Source organism: Klebsiella sp. 54, from assembly GCF_018223875.1.
Taxonomy (GTDB): Bacteria; Pseudomonadota; Gammaproteobacteria; order Enterobacterales; family Enterobacteriaceae; genus Klebsiella; species Klebsiella quasipneumoniae.
Genome location: NZ_JAGRRA010000010.1, coordinates 415352 through 435018 on the forward strand (window position 1 = coordinate 415352; position 19667 = coordinate 435018).

A 19667-nucleotide genomic window follows, 5' to 3' on the forward strand; every position below is an offset into this window, starting at 1 on the left:
TGTAAGCGCGTTGTTTGGATCGATATCCTGCCTAGGTTTTTCCTGCAGCCGCAGGTGCCGTTTTACCTTAACATTCAGAGGCTCAATCAACGAACCCGGCTGCTGTATACCAGCCGGGCACCGTCTTTGCTTTGCGAAGCCTGATCAGCGTAGCAGCGGGCAGTCGGGCGGCAGCCGGCAGCGCAGGGCCGCCGGTAACAGCTCCATACGGAAGGTTTTGCCGCTGAGCGGCTCGCCGTCGAGGTTAAACGTCATCTCATGGGGGGCGGTGATCTCAAACCACGAGGAGACGCCGTCGACAATATTCGGCGAGTTTTCCGGATTCGCCAGGGTGCTGAAGAGGGCAGGGATCAGCTCTTCGCCGGTGAAAATGCGCAGATGCAGCAGACCATCGTTAATCAACGCCTCCGGACATAGCTGCTGGCCGCCGCCTGCCTGGCGGCCGTTGCCGATGCCGATGACCAGCGCATCGCCCTGCCAGTGAAAGTTCTCCCCGCGGATCTCGCAGCGGTCCGGCTTCAGGGTATCCATGCGCATCAGGCCATGGATTAAATAAGAGACACCGCCGAGCGCGGCTTTGAGCTTTTCCGGCGTTTCGGTGGTGATCCGGGTGCCGAACCCGCCGGTCGCCATATTAATAAAGCCGGTCTTATCATTAACCCGGGCGATATCTATCGGCACATCGCGACCGACGATCGCCAGCTTGAGGGCGCTGGCCAGATCCTGTGGAATACCGACGCTGGTGGCGAAGTCGTTGGCCGTGCCCAGCGGTAAAATCCCCAGCGCCATGTTGCTGCCGCGCTCCACCAGCGCGGTCGCCACTTCATTAATCGTGCCGTCGCCGCCGCCGGCGATCACCGTTTCAACGTTCAGCTGCAGGGCTTCATCGATAAACCGCGCGGCATCGCCCTTTTCCCAGGTCACGCGGACGTGAATATCAATCCCTTCATCGCGTAACAGGTTAACCGCTTCGCGTAGCTGCGGTTCATTGGCACCTTTGCCGTTAAGGATCAGTAAGCTGGCAGGAAACGTAGACATCATCAAGGGAACCTTTATTGCTCAATGTTGCATAAAGTGTACCGCATGACGCAAGCGAAGGCCGGGAGAGAGGCAAAAAAATAAGCCCGCGTAAGGGAGATTACGCAGGCTAAGGAGGTGGTTCCTGGTACAACTAGCATTATGGGTTATGTTTTTCAGCGAAATGGATGATACCTGTTTCGATCGAAACGGTATGTGATCCGATTCTAATATCCTTACATCGTGAAAAAATAACGCAAATTAACTAGTTACCGTGCGGGTTTCTGGTTGTCTGACCAGTAAAGTTGCGCATCAGCAGCGCATACTGCAGGGGCAGGTCGTCCGGCACAGGCAACCATACGGTATAGCCGTCGCCCGGGGCCACCGGCATGGCTTCGCCTTTGCCATTTTCCATGTGCTCGAGGGTGAAGTTGACGTTACCCTGCGGAGTCATCAGTTCAAGGCTGTCGCCAACGCTGAACTTATTTTTGACCGCCACTGCCGCCAGCGTGCCGTTCCGCTCCCCGGTGAATTCGCCGACAAACTGCTGGCGTTCGGAGAGGGAGTAGCCATATTCGTAGTTCTGGTAATCGTCATGGGTATGGCGGCGCAGGAAGCCTTCGGTGTACCCGCGATGGGCCAGCCCCTCAAGGGTTTCCAGCAGGCTGGTATCGAACGGTTTGCCGGCGGCGGCATCATCGATCGCCTTGCGGTAAACCTGGGCGGTGCGCGCGCAGTAGTAGAAGGATTTGGTGCGGCCTTCGATCTTCAGCGAGTGAACGCCCATCTGGGTCAGACGCTCAACGTGGGCGATAGCCCGCAGATCTTTCGAGTTCATGATGTAGGTGCCGTGCTCATCTTCGAAGGCGGTCATGTACTCGCCCGGACGTTTGGCTTCCTCGATCATAAAGACTTTATCGGTCGGCGCGCCAATGCCGAGGGTTGGCTCCACGGTCTGCACCGGAATCGGCTCATATTTGTGAACGATGTTGCCGACGTCGTCCTCTTTACCTTCCGCCACGTTGTATTCCCAGCGGCAGGCGTTGGTGCAGGTTCCCTGATTCGGGTCGCGCTTGTTGATATACCCGGAGAGCAGGCAGCGGCCGGAGTAGGCCATGCACAGCGCGCCGTGGACGAAAATCTCAATTTCCATCTCCGGCACCTGGCGGCGGATCTCTTCGATTTCATCCAGCGACAGTTCACGCGACAGGATCACGCGGGTGAGGCCCATCTGCTGCCAGAATTTGACCGTCGCCCAGTTGACGGCGTTGGCCTGCACCGAAAGATGGATCGGCATATCCGGAAAGTTTTCCCGCACCAGCATGATTAAACCCGGATCGGACATGATCAGCGCGTCCGGACCCATCTCCACCACCGGCTTCAGATCGCGAATAAACGTTTTCAGCTTGGCGTTATGCGGGGCGATGTTGACCACCACATAGAATTTTTTACCCAACGCGTGGGCTTCATTGATGCCGAGCTGCAGATTTTCGTGATTGAATTCGTTGTTACGCACGCGCAGCGAGTAGCGCGGCTGGCCGGCATAAACGGCATCAGCGCCATAGGCGAAAGCGTAACGCATATTCTTCAGCGTTCCCGCCGGGGAAAGGAGTTCTGGTTTAAACATGGTGTTCTCGTTCTGATGACAGGTCAGATTCGCCGCACCGGGTGCGGCGAGTTGGGGAGTGTCCCCACATTAAGGGCGGGCATTGTAGCGCCGCGGCGAAGGGGAGTAAATATCAGATGGGTATCTTTCAGTATGGCTAATTTGTTTGCCATTTTGAACCTGGGCAGTGCTCACACTGACAGCGCTCATAACGCCTGGTGGGATAGACTCTATGGAGTTTCCCGGGTTGCGGCGTACACGCCTTACCCGGGCTACGGATTGCAGAGGGCGGTGGACTTGTAGCCCGGCTAAGCGCAGCGCGAGCCGGGAAAAGGCTCACTACGCCAGCCGACAGGCGTCGGCTTCCCAGCGGTAGCCAACCCCGTACACGGCGCGGATAAACGACTGTTCGGCGTCCAGCGCCTCCAGCTTGCGCCGCAGGTTCTTGATGTGGCTGTCGATGGTGCGGTCGGTGACTACCCGATAGTCGTCATACAGATGGTTGAGCAACTGTTCGCGGGAGAAGACCTTCCCCGGCTCCTGGGAGAGGGTTTTCAGCAGCCGGAACTCGGCGGGAGTGAGGTCCAGCAGCTTGTCGCGCCACGAGGCCTGAAAACGGCCCTCGTCGACAATCAGCGGACTCTGCGCGTCCAGCGCCTGCAGGTCGCGCTGCGGCCTGCAGCGGCGGAGAATGGTTTTCACCCGGGCGACCACTTCCCGCGGGCTATAGGGCTTGCAAATATAGTCGTCGGCGCCAATCTCCAGCCCCAGCAGGCGGTCGATCTCTTCGATTTTCGCCGTCACCATCACCACCGGAACGTCGGAGAAGCGGCGAATTTCGCGGCACAGCGTCAGGCCGTCGGTACCGGGCAGCATCAGATCCAGCAGGATCAGGTGCGGCGGAGTCTGGCGAACGTAGGGCAGGACCTTGTCGCCATGGTTAATCAGCGTAGGCGCATAGCCGGCGGCCTGCAGATAATCAATCAGCAGCTGGCCGAGCTTGGGTTCATCTTCCACGATAAGAATGCGCGGGGTGTTTTCATCTACAGGCAATTCAGTCATACGTCTCTCGGTAAATCATGTTCCAGAGGTAACTCAACTTTAATGCTAACCCCGCCAAAAGGCGAATGGTCGGCACGCAGGGTGCCGCCGTGGGCCGCTACGATATTGAGGCAAATCGCCAGCCCAAGGCCGGAGCCACCGCTGGCGCGGTTGCGCGATCCTTCTGCCCGGTAAAAGCGCTCGCACAGGCGGGCCAGCTGCTCATCGCTGACCCCGGGGGCGCTGTCGGCGAAGTCGATCACCAGCATCCGTCCGCTGCGGCGGGCGGTGATGTGCAGGCTGCCGCCGCTGTCGGTATAGCGCAGGCTGTTTTCCAGCAGATTGTTAAAGAGCTGCATCAGGCGGTCGCGGTCGCCGAAGATCATCGCCTGCTCCGGGAGCGACACCTGGATGCTCAGCTGCCGGCCGGCGAAGCGCTCGCGAAAAGCGCCTGCAGCCACCTCCAGCAGGGTGATGATATCCAGCGAGGTTTTCTGGTAGGCCAGCGCTCCCTCATCGGACATCGACAGCTGATGGAGATCGTCTACCAGCTTGGTGAGGGTGGCCACTTCAGCCTGCAGAGAGGGAATGGATTCAGGGGTAAAACGCCGGACCCCGTCCTGAATCGCCTCCAGCTCGCCGCGCAGCACCGCCAGCGGGGTACGCAGTTCATGGGAGATATCGGCCATCAGATCGCGACGCATCTGCTGGTTGCGCTCCAGGGTGCTGGCGAGCTGGTTAAAATCCTGCGCCAGGCGGCCGAGCTCATCGCCGCCGGTCACCGTCACGCGGGTGGAAAAGTCGCCCGCCGCCAGCTTATGGGTGCCTTCCACCAGCCGTTTCACCGGCGCCAGCAGGCCGCGGGCCAGCGGGAAGGTGGCCAGCGCGGCAAGCAGGGTGGCGAGGGCGACAATCAGCCAGCTGGTGCGCTTCTGCTGCCGGTCAAAGTTAATGTCGGTATTGCGGGTTAGCCGCTCCACCGGCGAGGCGATCACTCTGCCTACCTCCACGCCGTTGACCATAATGCTGCGCTGGCTGCCGTCCTCCGGCACGCGCTCGCGGGGGCCCACCAGCACCCGGCCAGACTGATCGACCACCCAGAACATGGTGCGCCAGCCGTGGGGCGGCATTTCCGGCCTCGGGCGCGGGCCGTCAGGGGGACCATCCGGCGGCGGCCCATCGGGACCGGCGTCTGGCGCGTCCATCGCCCCCGGCTTCATGGCGTGCCCCGGCGGCGAGCGGTCGTCATTATCCCGTTCGAAGGTGCGCAGCAGCTGGAAGATAAAGCGGTCATTGTTGCGCAGAAACGCCCAGCTGCCGTGCTGGGCATACTGCTCGCTCAGCGCGTCGCTAAGCATGGTTAACCGCTGCTCATTGCCGCGCTTGATGTAATCGATAAACCCGCGTTCGAAACTGATGCGAACCGCCCAGTGCATGCTGATCAGCAGCACGATGCAGGTGGCGAAAATAGCGAGGAACAGCTTGCCGGTAATGCCCGGGCGCCAAAATTTCACGATCCACTCCTGTTGCGTCGACGGATGACGGTATTGCTGCCGACGTCATCCGGTACCCGGGAAAAGATGAGCGCCGGCAGGGCGATGATCGCCGCCATGCTCAGATAGGTATAGAGAAAGACCTGATGGGTGCCGGCGGCGTCGAGGCTCAGATGCTGCTGGCCGTACAGCCCCAGCAGCAGCCCGGCGATGGTCACGCCAATACTCATCGACAGCTGCATCACCATCGACAGCAGGCTGTTGCCGCTGCTGGCCAGATCGTCCGGGAGATCTTTCAGGGTCAGGGTATTCATCGACGAGAAGCGGCTGGCGTTGATCATCCCCTGCAGAAACAGGATCAGCGGCAGCGCGTAATACCAGCCCGCCAGGGCGCAAAACATAAACAGCAGGCTGACTGCCGCCAGCCCCAGAGTGCTGGCGACCAGCACCCGACGGTAGCCGAAGCGGTTGACCACCTGGACCACGATCCGCTTCATCCCCATGCTGCCGAGCACCATCGGGATCATCATCAGCCCGGCGTGGAAGGGGCTAAAACCGAGGCCGATCTGCAGGAACACCGGGGTCATAAACGGCAGCATGCCGCTGCCGATGCGCCCGGCGAAGCTGCCGCCGAGGCCAAGGGAGAAGGTGCGGTTGCGAAACAGGTTAAGGCTGAACAGCGCCCGGGCGTTACCGCGGGCGTGCCACAGGTAGAGCAGCAGGGCGGCGAGGCCGACGGCCACCAGTCCCGCCAGCCAGGCGGGGGAAATGCCGAGCCCTTTCTGGCCATCCAGCGCCAGGGTCAGGGTCGCCATCCCGGCCGCCAGCAGCACAAAGCCGGCGAGATCGAAGCGTCGGGTCTGCATGGTGTAGTTGGGCATCAGGAAGAGGGTGGCGATGGCGCCGACGATCCCCACCGGGATGTTAATGAGGAAGATCCAGTGCCAGGAGGCGTACTCCACCAGTACCCCGCCCAGCGCCGGGCCGAGCAGCGGGCCGACCTGGCCCGGCAGGGTAACGAAGGTCATCGCCGCCATGTACTGATCGCGCGGGACGATCTTCATCACCGTCAGGCGACCGACCGGCACCATCATCGCGCCGCCGATACCCTGCAGCACCCGCGCCATCACCAGCTGGTCAAGGGTGCTGGCCTGGGCGCAAAACAGCGATCCAGCGGTAAACAGCACGATGGCGGTAAAGAAAATATTGCGCACCCCGACCCGGTCGGCCAGCCAGCCGCTGGCCGGCAGCATCACCGCCACCGTCAGGACATAGGAGACGATGATCATATGCATATGCAGCGGACTCTCCCCAAGGCTTTTGGCCATCGAGGGGAGGGCGGTGTTGACGATGGTGGTGTCCAGCGACTGCATAAAGAAGCCGAACGCCACTATCCATAGCTGCCAGCGCACGCTGGCCGGGAGGTCTGTCATCTTATTCGCTTACCGGTTGAGTGGAATGACGCGAAAAACGCAGCCGCAAACGGTCAAAGAAAAGATAGACCACCGGCGTGGTGTAGAGCGTTAACAGCTGGCTCATCACCAGACCGCCGACGATAGTGATCCCCAGCGGCTGGCGCAGTTCGGATCCGTCGCCGCCGGAGAGCACCAGCGGCAGGGCGCCGAACAGCGCGGCGAGGGTGGTCATCATAATCGGCCGGAAACGCAGCAGGCAGGCCTGGAAAATCGCCTCTTCCGGCGTCAGGTTGCCGGTGCGCTGCGCCTCAAGGGCAAAATCAACCATCATGATGGCGTTTTTCTTCACGATGCCAATTAATAACATGATCCCGATAAGGGCGATTAGGCTGAACGGGGCATCGAATATCTCCAGCGCCAGCAGCGCGCCCACCCCGGCGGAGGGTAGCGTCGAAAGGATGGTCAACGGATGTACATAGCTCTCGTAGAGCATCCCCAGCACGATATAGACCGTGGCAATGGCCGCGAGGATCAGGATCACCTGCGCGTTCATGGTCTGCTGGAACACCTGAGCGGTACCGGCAAAGGAGCCACGTACGGTGGACGGCACCCCGAGCTGGGTCATCGCGCGGTTAATCGCCTCGCTGGCTTCCGACAGCGAGCGGCCGGTGGGCAGGTTAAAGGAGATTGTGGACGCCGCCGACAGCCCCTGGTGGTTCACCGACAGCGGGGCGTTGGCCGGCTGCCATTTGGCGAAGTAGGCCAGCGGGATCGGCTTGCCCTCGCTGTTGATGACAAACATCTTATCCAGGGCGCTGACGTCCTGGGTGTAGGCCGGATCCACCTCCATCACCACCTTGTACTGGTTAAGCGGCTGGTAGATGGTGGAGATCTGCCGCTGGCCGAAGGCGTTGTTCAGCAGGTTGTTGGCGTCCTGAACGCTGATGCCGAGGCGCGACATGGTATCCCGGTCATAGACCAGGTCCATTTCGGCGCCATTGTCCTGCTGATCCGAGTTGACGTCCGCCAGCTCAGGCAGCGCCGCCAGCGCTTTGCGGATCTTCGGCTCCCACTCGCGCAGCGCCGACAGGTCATCGGACAGCAGGGTGTACTGATAGCTGGCGTTCGACTGCCGGCCACCGACGCGGATATCCTGCACCGCCATCAGGAACAGGTTAGCCCCGGGCTCGTTGGCCAGCTTTTTGCGCAGCCGGTCGATCACCTGCTGCGCCGTCTCGTGGCGCTGGTCGCGCGGCTTGAGGGTGATAAACATCATCCCGCTGTTGACCCGCGAGCCGCCGGTAAATCCGGTGACGTTATCCACCGCCGGATCTTCCCGAATGATTTTCATAAAGTCCTGCAGCTTGCCGCGCATCGCCTGAAAGGAGATGCTCTGGTCGGCCTGAATGCCGCCCATCAGCACGCCGGTGTCCTGCTCCGGGAAGAAGGTTTTCGGGATCGAGATATAGAGCCAGACGCTGAGGGCGATGGTGCCCAGCACCACCAGGCCGGTCAGGCGGCTGTGCTTCAGCACCCATTTTAACGATTTACCATAGCCGCCCTGTACGGCCACCAGCAGGCGGCCAAAGCCGCGGTTGCGCGTCGGCTGGTGGGGTTTGCCGCTTTTCAGCAGCCAGCCGCACATCATCGGCGTCAGGGTGAGGGAGACCGCCAGCGAGATGCCGATCGCCACCGACAGGGTGACGGCGAACTCGCGCAGCAGGCGGCCGGGCAGGCCGCCCATCAGCAGCAGCGGCAGAAACACCGCCACCAGCGACAAGCTCATCGACAGCACGGTAAAGCCGACCTCGCGGCTTCCCTGCAGCGCCGCCTGCAGCGGTTTCATCCCCGCCTCCAGATGGCGGGAGATATTCTCCAGCACCACGATGGCGTCATCCACCACGAAGCCGGTAGCGATAGTCAGGGCCATCAGCGACAGGTTATTGAGGCTGAAACCGCATAAGTACATCGCGGCGAAGGTGCCGATTAAGGAAACCGGAACGGCGACGGCGGGGATCAGCGTGGCGCGTCCGGAGCGCAGGAACAGGAACACCACCAGGATCACCAGCGCCACCGAAATCACCAGCGTCTGCTCCACCTCCTCCAGCGAGGCGCGGATGGTCGGCGAGCGATCCTGGGCGATCTGCAGGTCGATGGCCGCCGGGATGGTCTGCTGTAGCTCCGGCAGGCGGGCGCGGATGCTGTCCACCGTCTGAATGATATTGGCTTCCGGCAGTTTGCGGATCATCAGCAGGATCGCCGGCTTGGCGTTGGTCATCCCGGCGTTGCGCACGTCCTGCACCGAATCCGAGACGGTGGCGACATCCCCCAGCCGCACCGCGGCGCCATTCTGGTAGTGGACGATCAGCGGCTGATAGTCGGCGGCGGTCTTCAGCTCATCGTTGGTATGCACCTGCCAGCGGTGGGCGCTGTCCTCCAGCGCCCCCTGCGGCTTGCGCACGTTGGCGTCGCTGATGGCGGTGCGCACCGCGTCCAGCGACACGCCCTGGTTGAACAGCGCCTGCGGGTTGAGATCGACGCGCACCGCCGGCAGAGAGCTGCCGCCGACGTCGACATCGCCGACGCCGTCGATCTGCGCGATGGTCTGCGCCAGCTGGGTGGAGGCGAAATCATACAGCTCACCCTGGGAGTAGGTGTCCGAGGTCAGCGTCAGGATCATGATCGGCGCATCCGACGGGTTGGCTTTGCGGTAGGTCGGCCGGCTGGGCATCCCGCTCGGCAGCAGGCTTTGCGCGGCGTTGATCGCCGCCTGGACGTCGCGCGCCGCGCCGTTGATATCGCGGTCGAAGTTAAACTCGAGAATGATGCGGGTGCTGCCCAGCGAGCTGGAGGAGGTCATCTCATTGACCCCGGCAATCCGCCCCAGGGAGCGCTCCAGCGGGGTGGCCACCGACGAAGCCATGGTCTCCGGCGAGGCCCCCGGCAGCGAGGCGCTGACCATGATCACCGGGAAATCGACCTGCGGCAGCGGGGCCACCGGCAGCAGCCGGAAGCCGAGAATGCCGCACAGGGTGATGGCCAGCGAGATGAGGATCGTCGCCACCGGGCGGTAAATGAAGAGGGCGAAAAACTTCACTTACGCCTCCTCTTCCTGACGCGGGAAGCGGCGCTTCAGGTGCAGCGACAGGCGGTCGAACAGCAGATAGATCACCGGGGTGGTGAACAGGGTCAGCACCTGGCTGAGCATCAGGCCGCCAACCATGCCGATCCCCAACGGACGCCGCAGCTCCGCGCCGACGCCGGTGCTCAGCATCAGCGGCAGGGCACCGAGCAGGGCGGCGAGGGTGGTCATCAGGATCGGTCGGAAGCGGAGCAGGCAGGCCTGGTAGATCGCCTCCCGCGGCGGCATGCCCTGCTCGCGCTCGGCGGCCAGCGCGAAGTCGATCATCATGATGGCGTTCTTCTTCACGATGCCGATCAGCAGAATGATGCCGATAATGGCGATCACGTCCAGCTCGCTGCCCGCCAGCCACAGCGCCAGCAGCGCCCCGACCCCCGCGGTGGGCAGGGTGGAGAGAATGGTGATCGGATGGATAAAGCTCTCATACAGCACCCCCAGGACGATATACATCGCCACTACCGCGGCCACGACCAGCCAGACGGTGCTGCCCAGCGCCGACTGGAAGGCCAGCGAGCTGCCCTGGAACTGAGTGCGAATATCGCTCGGGAAATCCAGCGACTGTTCGGCGGTGAGGATAGCCTCTACCGCTTCGCCCAGTGAGTAGTTGTCCGGAACGTTAAACGAGATGGTGGTCACCGGGAACTGATCGAGGTGGTTCACCGACAGCGGGGTAAAGCGCTGCTCCACCGTGGCGATGGCGGTCAGCGGCACGATGCCGCCGTCGCTGCTGGTCAGGCGGATATTATCCAGCGCCGCCAGGCCCGGCGTCGCTTCGGTATCCTGCTCTAGCACCACGCGATACTGATTCGCCTGGGTGTAAATGGTGGAGATCAGCCGCTGGCCGAAGGCGTTGTACAGCGCGTTATCGACATCGGCCATCGAGATGCCGAGGCGGCTGGCGCTGTCGCGATCCACCTTGATATAGGCGGCCAGGCCTTTGTCCTGCCAGTCGCTGCTGACGTCGGCCAGCTGCGGCTGAGCCTGCAGGCGACTGAGCAGCGGCGGCACCCACGTGCTCAACGCCTCGAGGGAGTTCGCCTGCAGAGTGAACTGGTACTGGGTGCGGCTCACCGTGGTGTCGATGGTCAGATCCTGGGTCGGCTGCAGATAGAGCGCCACGCCCGGGACACCGGCCACCGCCTGCTGCAGACGGCTAATCACCGTCTGGACGCGGTCGTCGCGTTCATCCAGCGGCTTGAGGTTGATCTGCAGGCGGGCGCTGTTCAGCGCCGGGTTGGTGCCGTCGACGCCGACGAACGAGGTCAGGCTCTCCACCGCCGGATCCTTGAGAATAATGTCGGAAACCTGCTGCTGGCGCTGGGCCATGCTGGCGAAGGAGACCGACTGCGGCGCCTGGAGGGTGCCCTGGATAATGCCGTTATCCTGGATCGGGAAAAAGCCTTTCGGGATAAAGACCCACAGGAGGATCGACAGCGCCAGGGTGCTCAGGGCGACGCCGAGCGTCAGCCAAGGATGGTTCAGCACCCGGCTCAGCCAGCGGCCATAGACGGCGATCACCCGGTCGAAGAAGCGCTCGCTGGCCCGCGAGAAGCGGTTCTGCTTACGCAGCGATTCGTGGCTTAACATGCGGGCGCACATCATCGGCGTCAGGGTCAGGGAGACCACCGCCGAGATCAGGATGGCGACGGCGAGGGTAACGGCGAATTCGCGGAACAGGCGGCCAACGATATCGCCCATAAACAGCAGCGGGATCAGCACCGCGATCAGCGAGAAGGTGAGGGAGATGATGGTGAAGCCGATTTCTCCCGCGCCTTTCAGCGCAGCGGCCAGCGGCTTCTCGCCTTTCTCGATATAGCGCGAGATGTTCTCGATCACCACGATGGCGTCATCCACCACAAAGCCGGTGGCGATGGTCAGGGCCATCAGCGTCAGGTTGTTGATCGAGAAGTCGAGGAATACCATCACCGCGAAGGTACCCACCAGCGACAGCGGCACCGCGACGCCGGGAATAATGGTCGCCGGCACGTTGCGCAGGAACAGGTAGATGATCATCACCACCAGGGCGATGGCCAGCATCAGCTCAAACTGGGTGTCGCGCACCGAGGCGCGAATGTTGGTGGTCCGGTCGGAGAGAACCTGCACCTTCACCGATTTCGGCAGGCTCTCGGTGAGCTGCGGCAGCATCTGGCGAATGCTGTCGGCGGTGTCGATGATGTTGGCCCCAGGCTGACGCTGGACGTTCATCACGATCGCCCGCTGCTGGTTGGCCCACGCCCCGAGCCAGCTGTTTTCGGCCCCTTGTTCGACGCTGGCGACATCGCCGAGCCGGATCGGCGCCCCGTTCTGATAAGCGATAATCAGGCGGCGGTAATCCTCAGCGGACTGCATCTGATCGTTAGCGGAAAGCGTTACCGCGCGGGCCGGGCCGTCGAGGCTGCCTTTCGCCGAGTTAACGTTGGCGCTGGTGATGGCGGTGCGCACGGTTTCGCTGGTCAGGCCGAGGGCGGCGATGGCCTGGGCGTTAAGCTTCACCCGCACCGCCGGGCGCTGGCCGCCGGCGAGGGTCACCAGACCGACGCCGGAAACCTGAGAGATCTTCTGCGCCACCCGCGTCTCCACCATATCCTCTACCTGGGTCATCGGGATCGCGGAGGAGGTAACGGCGAGGGTCATGATCGGCGGATCCGCCGGGTTCACCTTGCTGTAGACCGGCGGGTTGGGCAGATCGTTCGGCAGCAGGTTGGTGGCGGCGTTAATGGCCGCCTGCACTTCCTGCTCGGCAACGTCCAGCGGCAGGGTCAGCTGGAACTGGAGCGTGACGACCGAGGCGCCGCCGGAACTTTGCGATGACATTTGCTTGAGGCCGGACATCTGGCCGAACTGGCGCTCCAGCGGGGCGGTGATGGCGGAGGTCACCACGTCCGGGCTGGCGCCCGGATAGAGGGTGACCACCTGGATGGTCGGGTAATCGACCTCCGGCAGGGCGGAGACCGGCAGAAAGCGGTAGCCGATGATCCCGGCCAGCAGGATCGCCACCATCAGCAGCGTGGTGGCCACCGGACGCATAATAAACAGCCGGGACGGGCCGCCGGTGCGGCCTGGGGGTAACACCTGCATCAGGAACGCGCTCCGTGTTTACCGCTCTGGCGCGGGGCGGGCTGCGCCTGCTCGCTGCCGCTGGCGGTGACAACTTCCACTTTCGCCCCTTCGGTCAGGCGGTCAATCCCGTCGGTGACCACGCGATCCCCGGCGGAAAGCCCGGCGCTGATGACCACTTTCTGGCTGTCCTGGATCCCCGGGGTGACGCTGTGTTTGCTGACCTTATTCTCATCGTTCAGCACCCATACAAAATGCCCTTCGTTGCCCATCTGCAGAGCGGCGGCAGGGATGACTACCGCGTTCTGCTGGGTGTCCACCAGCAGGCGGGCGTTAACGAACTGGTTGGGGAACAGGGCGTCGTCCAGATTGCTGAAGCGCGCCTTCAGCTTGATGGTCCCGGTGGTCGCATCGATCTGGTTGTCGAGGCTCAGCAGCTCCCCGACGCTGATTTTCTGCTTATTGGTGCGGTCCCAGGCTTCGACGCTGAGCGCTTTACCCGCTTTCTGCGCCTGCACCACCGTGGCGATGCTGTTTTCCGGCAGGGTAAAGACCACGTCGATCGGATGCGTCTGGGTGAGAACCACAATCCCGGTGGTATCCCCGCTGGAAATCTGGTTGCCGATATCGACCTGCTTTAACCCAACGCGGCCGTCGATCGGCGCGGTGATGCGCGTCCAGTCCAGCTGCAGCTGGGCGCTGGCGACGGCTGCTTCATCGGCTTTTACGGTGCCAGCGGATTCCACCACCAGCGACTGCTGGGTGTCGAGCTCCTGGCGGGAGACGAGATTGGTTTTCACCAGCTGCTGGTAACGGGCGAGATCGCGGCGGGCATTCGCCAGAGTGGCGTTATCTTTCGCCAGCTGACCCTGCGCCTGGGCGAGGGCGACTTTAAACTGGCTGGGATCGATCTGCGCCAGCAGATCGCCGGCTTTGACCTGCTGACCCTCCTGGAAGTGAAGGCTAAGCAGCTGGCCGTCGACCCGGCTGCGCACGGTGACGGTATTGGCCGCCGTCACGGTACCCAGCCCGGTGAGATAGCGCGGGACCGCTTGTTCGGTCGCGGTGGCGGCCTGCACCGGCGCCAGCGCGCCGCCAAAGCGGCCATGGCGCGCGCCACCCGGCCCCTGCGGACCCTGCCCGGCGGCGGGCGTCCCGCTGCCGCTCGTTCCACGATCGTGCCAGAACCAGTAGGCGGCCCCGGCGATAATCACTACCGCCAGCGCGGCGCCCCAACGACGTATGTTACTGCCTTTCATTAGTTTACGGTCTCATCCTGAAGCGTTTCGCTGAATGATACTAGTTTAGTGAGGGAAGGGGCCGTAAAAATGGAGGAATTATGAAAAGAAGGTTGAGAAATGTCTGGATAACGGCCGCGACGCCGGGCGTTCTCGCCGCTGATTTCCGGTGTGATATCAACTTTTAGTTTAAAAAAGCAAAAAATAGTTGTATCCGCGGGGGCTTTAATTAGATTTATGCGGTGAATAAATCCGTGCATTCCCATAATAATAAAATATGCACTTAAAAATCAACGTGTTAAATAATCAGGGGTCATTGCTGTGGCAAACGCAAACAAACTCACGCTCTTCATCGTCGTTTTTATGCTGATGGGGATCCTCTCCGGCGCGGCTATCCATGCCTACGCGACGCCGACTACTATCTCCGCCTGGGCAGACAACATCACGCTGCTGACCGATCTGTTTCTGCGCTTAATCAAAATGGTTATCGCGCCCTTGGTGTTCAGCACCCTGACGGTCGGGATCATGCGCCTCGGCGAGACGGCGACCATCGGCCGGGTGGGCGGTAAGGCGATGGTGTGGTTTATCACTTCATCGGTATTATCCATTCTCGTCGGGCTGGTGATCGTCACCTTCCAGCACCCGGGCGCCGGGCTGAACCTGACGGTACCGAAAGAGGCGGTGGATACCGGCCTGGCGGTCAGCGGCATGACCCTGAAAGGGTTCCTGTCGCATACCATCCCTACCAGCATCACCGAGGCGATGGCCAACAACGAGATCCTGCAGATCGTGGTGTTCTCGATGTTCTTTGGCATCGCCGGCGCGTCGCTGGGCGAGAAGTTTAATGCTCCGCTGGTGGCGGCCCTTAACGTGGTGTCGCACATTATGCTGAAGGTGACCGGCTATGTGATGTACGTTGCGCCGCTGGCCATCTTCGCCGCCATCTCGTCGGTGATTGCCTCGCAGGGGTTGGGGATTTTACTCAACTACGCTTCGTTCATCGGCGGTTATTACCTGGCGGTGCTGCTGACCAGCGCGGTGCTGATTGCCGTCGGCTATATGGTGCTGAAGAAAGAGGTCTTCCGTCTGCTGAACATGCTGAAAGATCCGGTGCTGGTAGCCTTTACCACCAGCAGCTCGGAGGCGGCCTATCCGAAGACCCTCGAACGGCTGGTGAAGTTTGGCTGTTCGCGCAATATCGTCTCGTTCGTTCTGCCGATTGGCTACTCGTTTAATCTCGTCGGCTCGATGGTCTACTGCTCCTTCGCCGCGATGTTTATCGCCCAGGCCTATAACGTCCCGCTGAGCTTTAGCGAGATTACGGTCATGATGTTGACCCTGATGCTGGCCTCGAAAGGCATCGCCGGGGTACCGCGCTCGGCGCTGGTGGTGCTGGCGGCCACTATCCCCAGCTTCCATATCCCGGTTGCCGGGATCCTGCTGCTGATGGGCATCGACCATTTCCTCGATATGGGGCGCTCCGCCATCAACGTACTGGGTAACGGCATCGCCACCGCTATGCTGTCGAAAAACGAAGGTCTGATGACCGACGAGGAAGCGCAGCCGGACTGGCAAGTGGAGAAAGTGGAAGCCTGATCCTGCCGCGCCCTCGCGCAGAGGGCGCCATTCCACACCGAAAAAAAGACCCCTGACAGGCACGTCAGGGGCAATGTGACGAAGTATCAGTTTTCCTCGTAAATAGTCTTTTTTCTTATATAAAGGCGCGCGGTAACGTCTTTATACCGAGGAAGCGTCAGAGTTTAACGTTATGTCTGGCAGCGCTGGCGCTTTTTTAGCATCCTGTGGCTATTTTCGGATTTACGACAATATCGCCAGGCGAATATCTTATTCTCTTCTGCTCGCTATTTACCTACCAGCGCTCTCGTAACAGATTCATAAACTGGAAAAAGTCATGGTTATTATTCAGACTGTATTTTTCCATAATCTTATTTTTATGATAGGCGGCGGTACGGGGACTGACGCGCTGCAGGGCGGCGATTTTACTCATATCCATCCCTTCGAGAATACCGTGCACCACGGCGGTCTGCGAGCGCGACAGCACGCGGTGCGGGCAGCTGGCGCAGCTGAGTTCCCGACCCGCGGCGTCGGTGGCTGACGGGCTCATACAATGCTGGAGCTCGCTTTTAATGATTGTCAGCAGTTGCGGAATACTGGCGGTTTTTAGCGAAACAAAAATAACCCCTTTCAGGCAGTTAATCATGAAATCATCTTCCGGCAACTGGTCGTAGCTGTGGAGGATAATCAGCGAACTGCCTTTTTTCCTGTTTTTAATCAGCGTATTGCACAGGTAGATTTCGCCGGGGATCACTTCGCAAATGATGATGTCTTCCCCTGACAGGTCATTATTACGCCAGGAAAAACGCGCCCGTATTTCGCCCTGCGTGAGGTCATTGACCATAGCCATCAGCGATTCACGGACAAAGGTATTGCGGGTGTTGATGGTGACATTAATGTTTCTCATGGCGTTATTTCCTTACGCAAAAACATAACGCCATGCTGTGACACATCCTCCGGGCGTATGCGGTGTGTTGACTGTATTAAAGTACCTACAATATGTTTTTATTATTCTACAGTGAATTATTTACGACGCATTGAACGCTTATCGTTAAAGGTAAATTTCTGCCGTCTCCTGTCTTTCAGATAGGAAATAAAACTGTATACAGAGATGCTGAAGAAAAAAATGCATAGCAATAAAACTAACCACGTTTGCATGGCCATTGTTTATACCTTGTTTGTGTTGCATGGTGTCAGAATTTGCCGCGAACGGCTAATACGTTTTGTTATATGCTTTTCTGTCCGATGAAAATCATACGACATCATCCTGATGTAGTAGCACTATAAGAAAGTTCTTAAGGTTATCGTCAGTCTCATTCCTCTCATTTCTCTCAGAAAATGAGAAAAATTAACACTTGCGAGTCATTCATATCCCGCGCGGCCGCCGACATGCCCCGTCGTTCAGGAGATAAAGGCCAGCCCCTTACCAAAGATTGCGCGTACGGGCAGGTGGATCCCCTGCTGGCGAGCCTTGTGGCGCAGGCGGCTAACCACCACGTCGATACGGTGCAGGTCAGGCTCGCTTTCATGGGCAAACAGGCAAGCATGAAGATCCAGTTTGCTACACACTTCGTTGCGATTGCGCATTAAGAGTTCCACCAGGCGATATTCCTGCTGGGTTAATTCCAGCGCCCGGGCGTCTGGGGAGATCAGTTTATCCTCATGCAGACGCCACAGTCCGGTAGCGGGAGCGGGAGCGGGAGCGGGGGCGGCGCTGGCCATCTCTGGCTGCTGAGGGGCCGGCCGATCCTGCTGCAGGCGGGCGCCGAGGGCGGTCAGGGTCTCCGCGAGATGGGCGAAGTTAACCGGCTTGATCAGATAGGCATCGGCCCCGAGGCTCAGCGCCTGCAGTTTATCCTGCTGTTGGCCGCGGGCGCTGACCACCACCAGACCGTAGTGCCCCAGCTCGTGCAGGTAGCTCAGCACGCTGAAGCCATCCTCGCCGGGCAGACCGATATCAATCAGCACGATGTCCACCGGATGGCTGTGCAGTTGCCGCCAGAATGCCTCAGCGCTCCGCGTCCCCCATACCTCGAAGCCGCGATAGCCCAACCAGGCCAGCAGTTCATCCAGCAGATCGGGGTTATCTTCAATTATCGCCAGCCGTAAAGCCATGCGTCGTTCTCCTCTTAAGCAACCGTGGGGAGGGTGAGAATAAAGGTGCAGCCGTCCGGGCCATGCTCGGCCAGCCACAGTTTGCCATCATGAGCCTGCACGATCTGACGCGCAACATACAGTCCGAGACCGGTGCCGCCCGGCACCGGCGACGTATGTTCCCCGCGGCGATAGCGCTCAAAGATCAGTTCCGCCTGTCCGGCGGGGAGCCCAGGGCCGTAGTCGCGAATGCGCAGCTCTGTTTGCCCGGCATCAGCGTGAATATCGATGGTGATTTCGCCCGGCGGCGAATACTTGACCGCGTTATCCAGCAGGTTAGCGATGGCGATGCACAGCAGACCGGCATCGGCCTGCAGCTGGGGGCTTTCCACCGCGCCGTGATGGCGGATGTTCAGGTAGTGATCATGGGAGATGGCTACCACCGAGGCGGCCATGTTGATCACCGCCAGCAGGGCGGTCTGCTGGCGGTCAACGTGCAGATCGTGGGAGGCGAGGCGCGCGTCGGCGAGGCAGTTATCGGTGAGCTGTACCAGACGGGTGGCGGCGCGGCCGATGCGATCGAAGCGCGCCTCCTGGCTGGCGGAGGCCGCCGAGAGGCGGAGATTCTCCAGCGCAGCCTGGATCACCGCCAGCGGGGTGCGGAATTCGTGCGCCACCATGCCCATAAACTACCGCTGGTGGAAGCTGGCCTCGCGCTCAATCTGCAGCTCGCGCGCCAGGCGCTGCTTCTGCTCCAGCTGGCGGTTTTCAGCCCGCACCCGCAGGATGGCAATGATCAGCACCGTAATGATGTGGACGATCAGCGCATACTGCCAGAGGGAATAGATCGCCATATGAAACGGGATAATACCGTGGATCGACAGCTGCACCAGCACCGCGGCGGCGACATAGAACGGCGGCAGGAGCCCCAGCAGGAGAGTGTTGCGGTCGATAGCTTTTTTGCGCCACAGCCACCAGGAGGTGAACAGCAGCACCGGAGTGATAATGATAAAGATCACTCCTTCAATCTGCATCGCGAGGCCGTAAAAACCCAGCGGAATACTGACCTGCAGCAGCAGGTTGAGGACCACAGCGGCGATCAGCAGCCGGTAAAGCCGCGGCATATTTTTCTTTAAATCGAATATCTCACTGTGCAGCCAGAGGGCGGTGGCATAGCTGAACAGCGAGAGGCTGCTGATCATAAAGTCCTGGAAGGGCAGTGCGGCGTGGCCGAAGAACCACTCCGGGAAGCCGTGCAGGGCAGCCACCAGCGGATAATTGAGCGAGAAGAAGCAGATGCCCCATAGCAGACGCCGGCGCAGGGCCAGGGCCAGCCACAGTGCCACGCCGCTGGCGACCGCCGCGAGACCAAAATAGAAGCTCCAGAAGGCGGTGTCGGCGGCGGCCCGTTGCACGTAGGCCTGCGGCGAGGAGAGCGAGGCCAGCAGGATCAGAGTGCTGGTGCTCTGCAGACGAAAGACTATCTCATAGCCGGCGGCGGTCGGCGGCGGAGGGAGGATCAGCACGCTTTCCCGATAGTGAAGATCGCTCTCGCGGGCCGGGTCGCGGTCGCCAAAGGTACGCGCTGTCCACGGCGCGTCGCTGCCCAGTGGCCGGTAATAGAGAGTCAGGTGGTCGACGAAAGAGGGACCAATCTGCAGCCAGCGCGACTCGCCGGCAAACCAATCACCCGGCAGCTCGCTGCGCAGCCACAGGGTTTTGCGTGAATAGCCGAAGGAGGGGATTTGCCGGGTGGTGGTGAGCTGGTCCACGGGCAGGTCGGCAAAGCGATCGATGGTCATCTGGCCGCTGTCGTCCGCGTACCATTCGACGGGGATATCCGTCCCCAGTTGTCGGGGCGCCGACTGCGCCTGCGGAGCGATCAGCAGCAAGAGCAATCCGCAGCTGACCAGCCAGCCTGCCAGGAACTGCGGCCGGCAACGCCGGACCGCCGCGAAAATCGCAGACACCCTTTTCAATCACGCCCCC

12 protein-coding genes and 1 pseudogene are annotated in these 19667 nt (G+C 60.9%); 1 reads left to right on the forward strand and 12 read right to left on the reverse strand.

Translation table 11 applies throughout. The annotated features are described in order from the left end of the window. Window positions 1–144: 144 nt before the first annotated feature. From yegS to KHQ24_RS20455, 8 genes are all read right to left on the reverse strand, one after another. Window positions 145–1041, reverse strand: coding sequence for a lipid kinase YegS (yegS, locus tag KHQ24_RS20420; RefSeq protein ID WP_017899357.1), 897 nt, complete (start codon window positions 1039–1041; stop codon window positions 145–147). A gap of 241 nt (window positions 1042–1282) precedes the next feature. Continuing rightward, a complete protein-coding gene (gene yegQ, locus KHQ24_RS20425; protein WP_211777439.1) occupies window positions 1283–2644 on the reverse strand; it encodes a tRNA 5-hydroxyuridine modification protein YegQ in 1362 nt (453 codons plus the stop codon). Between the two features lie 318 nt (window positions 2645–2962). Next, window positions 2963–3685: a two-component system response regulator BaeR gene (baeR, locus tag KHQ24_RS20430; protein ID WP_048295158.1), complete on the reverse strand. Its 723-nt coding sequence runs from the start codon at window positions 3683–3685 to the stop codon at window positions 2963–2965. Then, window positions 3682–5178 carry a two-component system sensor histidine kinase BaeS gene (gene baeS, locus KHQ24_RS20435; RefSeq protein ID WP_017899359.1) on the reverse strand — a complete coding sequence of 499 codons (1497 nt, stop codon included), beginning with the start codon at window positions 5176–5178 and terminating at the stop codon, window positions 3682–3684. The genes baeR and baeS overlap by 4 nt, the downstream gene beginning before the upstream one ends. Next, window positions 5175–6590 (reverse strand): MFS transporter, encoded by a 1416-nt coding sequence (locus KHQ24_RS20440; protein ID WP_211777440.1) that lies wholly within the window; start codon window positions 6588–6590, stop codon window positions 5175–5177. Before KHQ24_RS20440 ends, baeS begins: the two co-directional genes overlap by 4 nt. A 1-nt stretch (window position 6591) precedes the next feature. Next, window positions 6592–9669, reverse strand: a complete 3078-nt coding sequence (gene mdtC / locus KHQ24_RS20445) for a multidrug efflux RND transporter permease subunit MdtC (protein ID WP_004201555.1) — start codon at window positions 9667–9669, stop codon at window positions 6592–6594. Continuing rightward, window positions 9670–12792 carry an MdtB/MuxB family multidrug efflux RND transporter permease subunit gene (locus KHQ24_RS20450; RefSeq protein WP_017899361.1) on the reverse strand — a complete coding sequence of 1041 codons (3123 nt, stop codon included), beginning with the start codon at window positions 12790–12792 and terminating at the stop codon, window positions 9670–9672. Next, complete coding sequence (locus KHQ24_RS20455; RefSeq protein ID WP_004201552.1) at window positions 12792–14030, reverse strand: MdtA/MuxA family multidrug efflux RND transporter periplasmic adaptor subunit; 1239 nt, start codon at window positions 14028–14030, stop codon at window positions 12792–12794. Before KHQ24_RS20455 ends, KHQ24_RS20450 begins: the two co-directional genes overlap by 1 nt. Before the next feature lie 300 nt (window positions 14031–14330). Between KHQ24_RS20455 and KHQ24_RS20460 the strand changes: the two genes are divergently transcribed. Continuing rightward, the gene (locus tag KHQ24_RS20460; RefSeq protein ID WP_043520386.1) at window positions 14331–15605 is read left to right on the forward strand and encodes a dicarboxylate/amino acid:cation symporter; all 1275 of its coding nucleotides are present in this window, start codon (window positions 14331–14333) and stop codon (window positions 15603–15605) included. 274 nt (window positions 15606–15879) lie between these two features. Here the strand turns inward: KHQ24_RS20460 and KHQ24_RS20465 are convergent, their stop codons facing one another. From KHQ24_RS20465 to KHQ24_RS20480, 4 genes and pseudogenes are all read right to left on the reverse strand, one after another. Continuing rightward, complete coding sequence (locus tag KHQ24_RS20465; protein WP_004201550.1) at window positions 15880–16491, reverse strand: helix-turn-helix transcriptional regulator; 612 nt, start codon at window positions 16489–16491, stop codon at window positions 15880–15882. A gap of 116 nt (window positions 16492–16607) precedes the next feature. Beyond that, window positions 16608–16748, reverse strand: a complete 141-nt coding sequence (locus KHQ24_RS24485; protein ID WP_004146563.1) for a small membrane protein — start codon at window positions 16746–16748, stop codon at window positions 16608–16610. 237 nt (window positions 16749–16985) lie between these two features. Continuing rightward, window positions 16986–17699, reverse strand: coding sequence for a response regulator transcription factor (locus tag KHQ24_RS20475; RefSeq protein WP_205426230.1), 714 nt, complete (start codon window positions 17697–17699; stop codon window positions 16986–16988). Window positions 17700–17713: 14 nt separating this feature from the next. Next, window positions 17714–19570 (reverse strand): annotated as a pseudogene (locus KHQ24_RS20480) (ATP-binding protein). Between the last annotated feature and the right edge of the window lie 97 nt (window positions 19571–19667).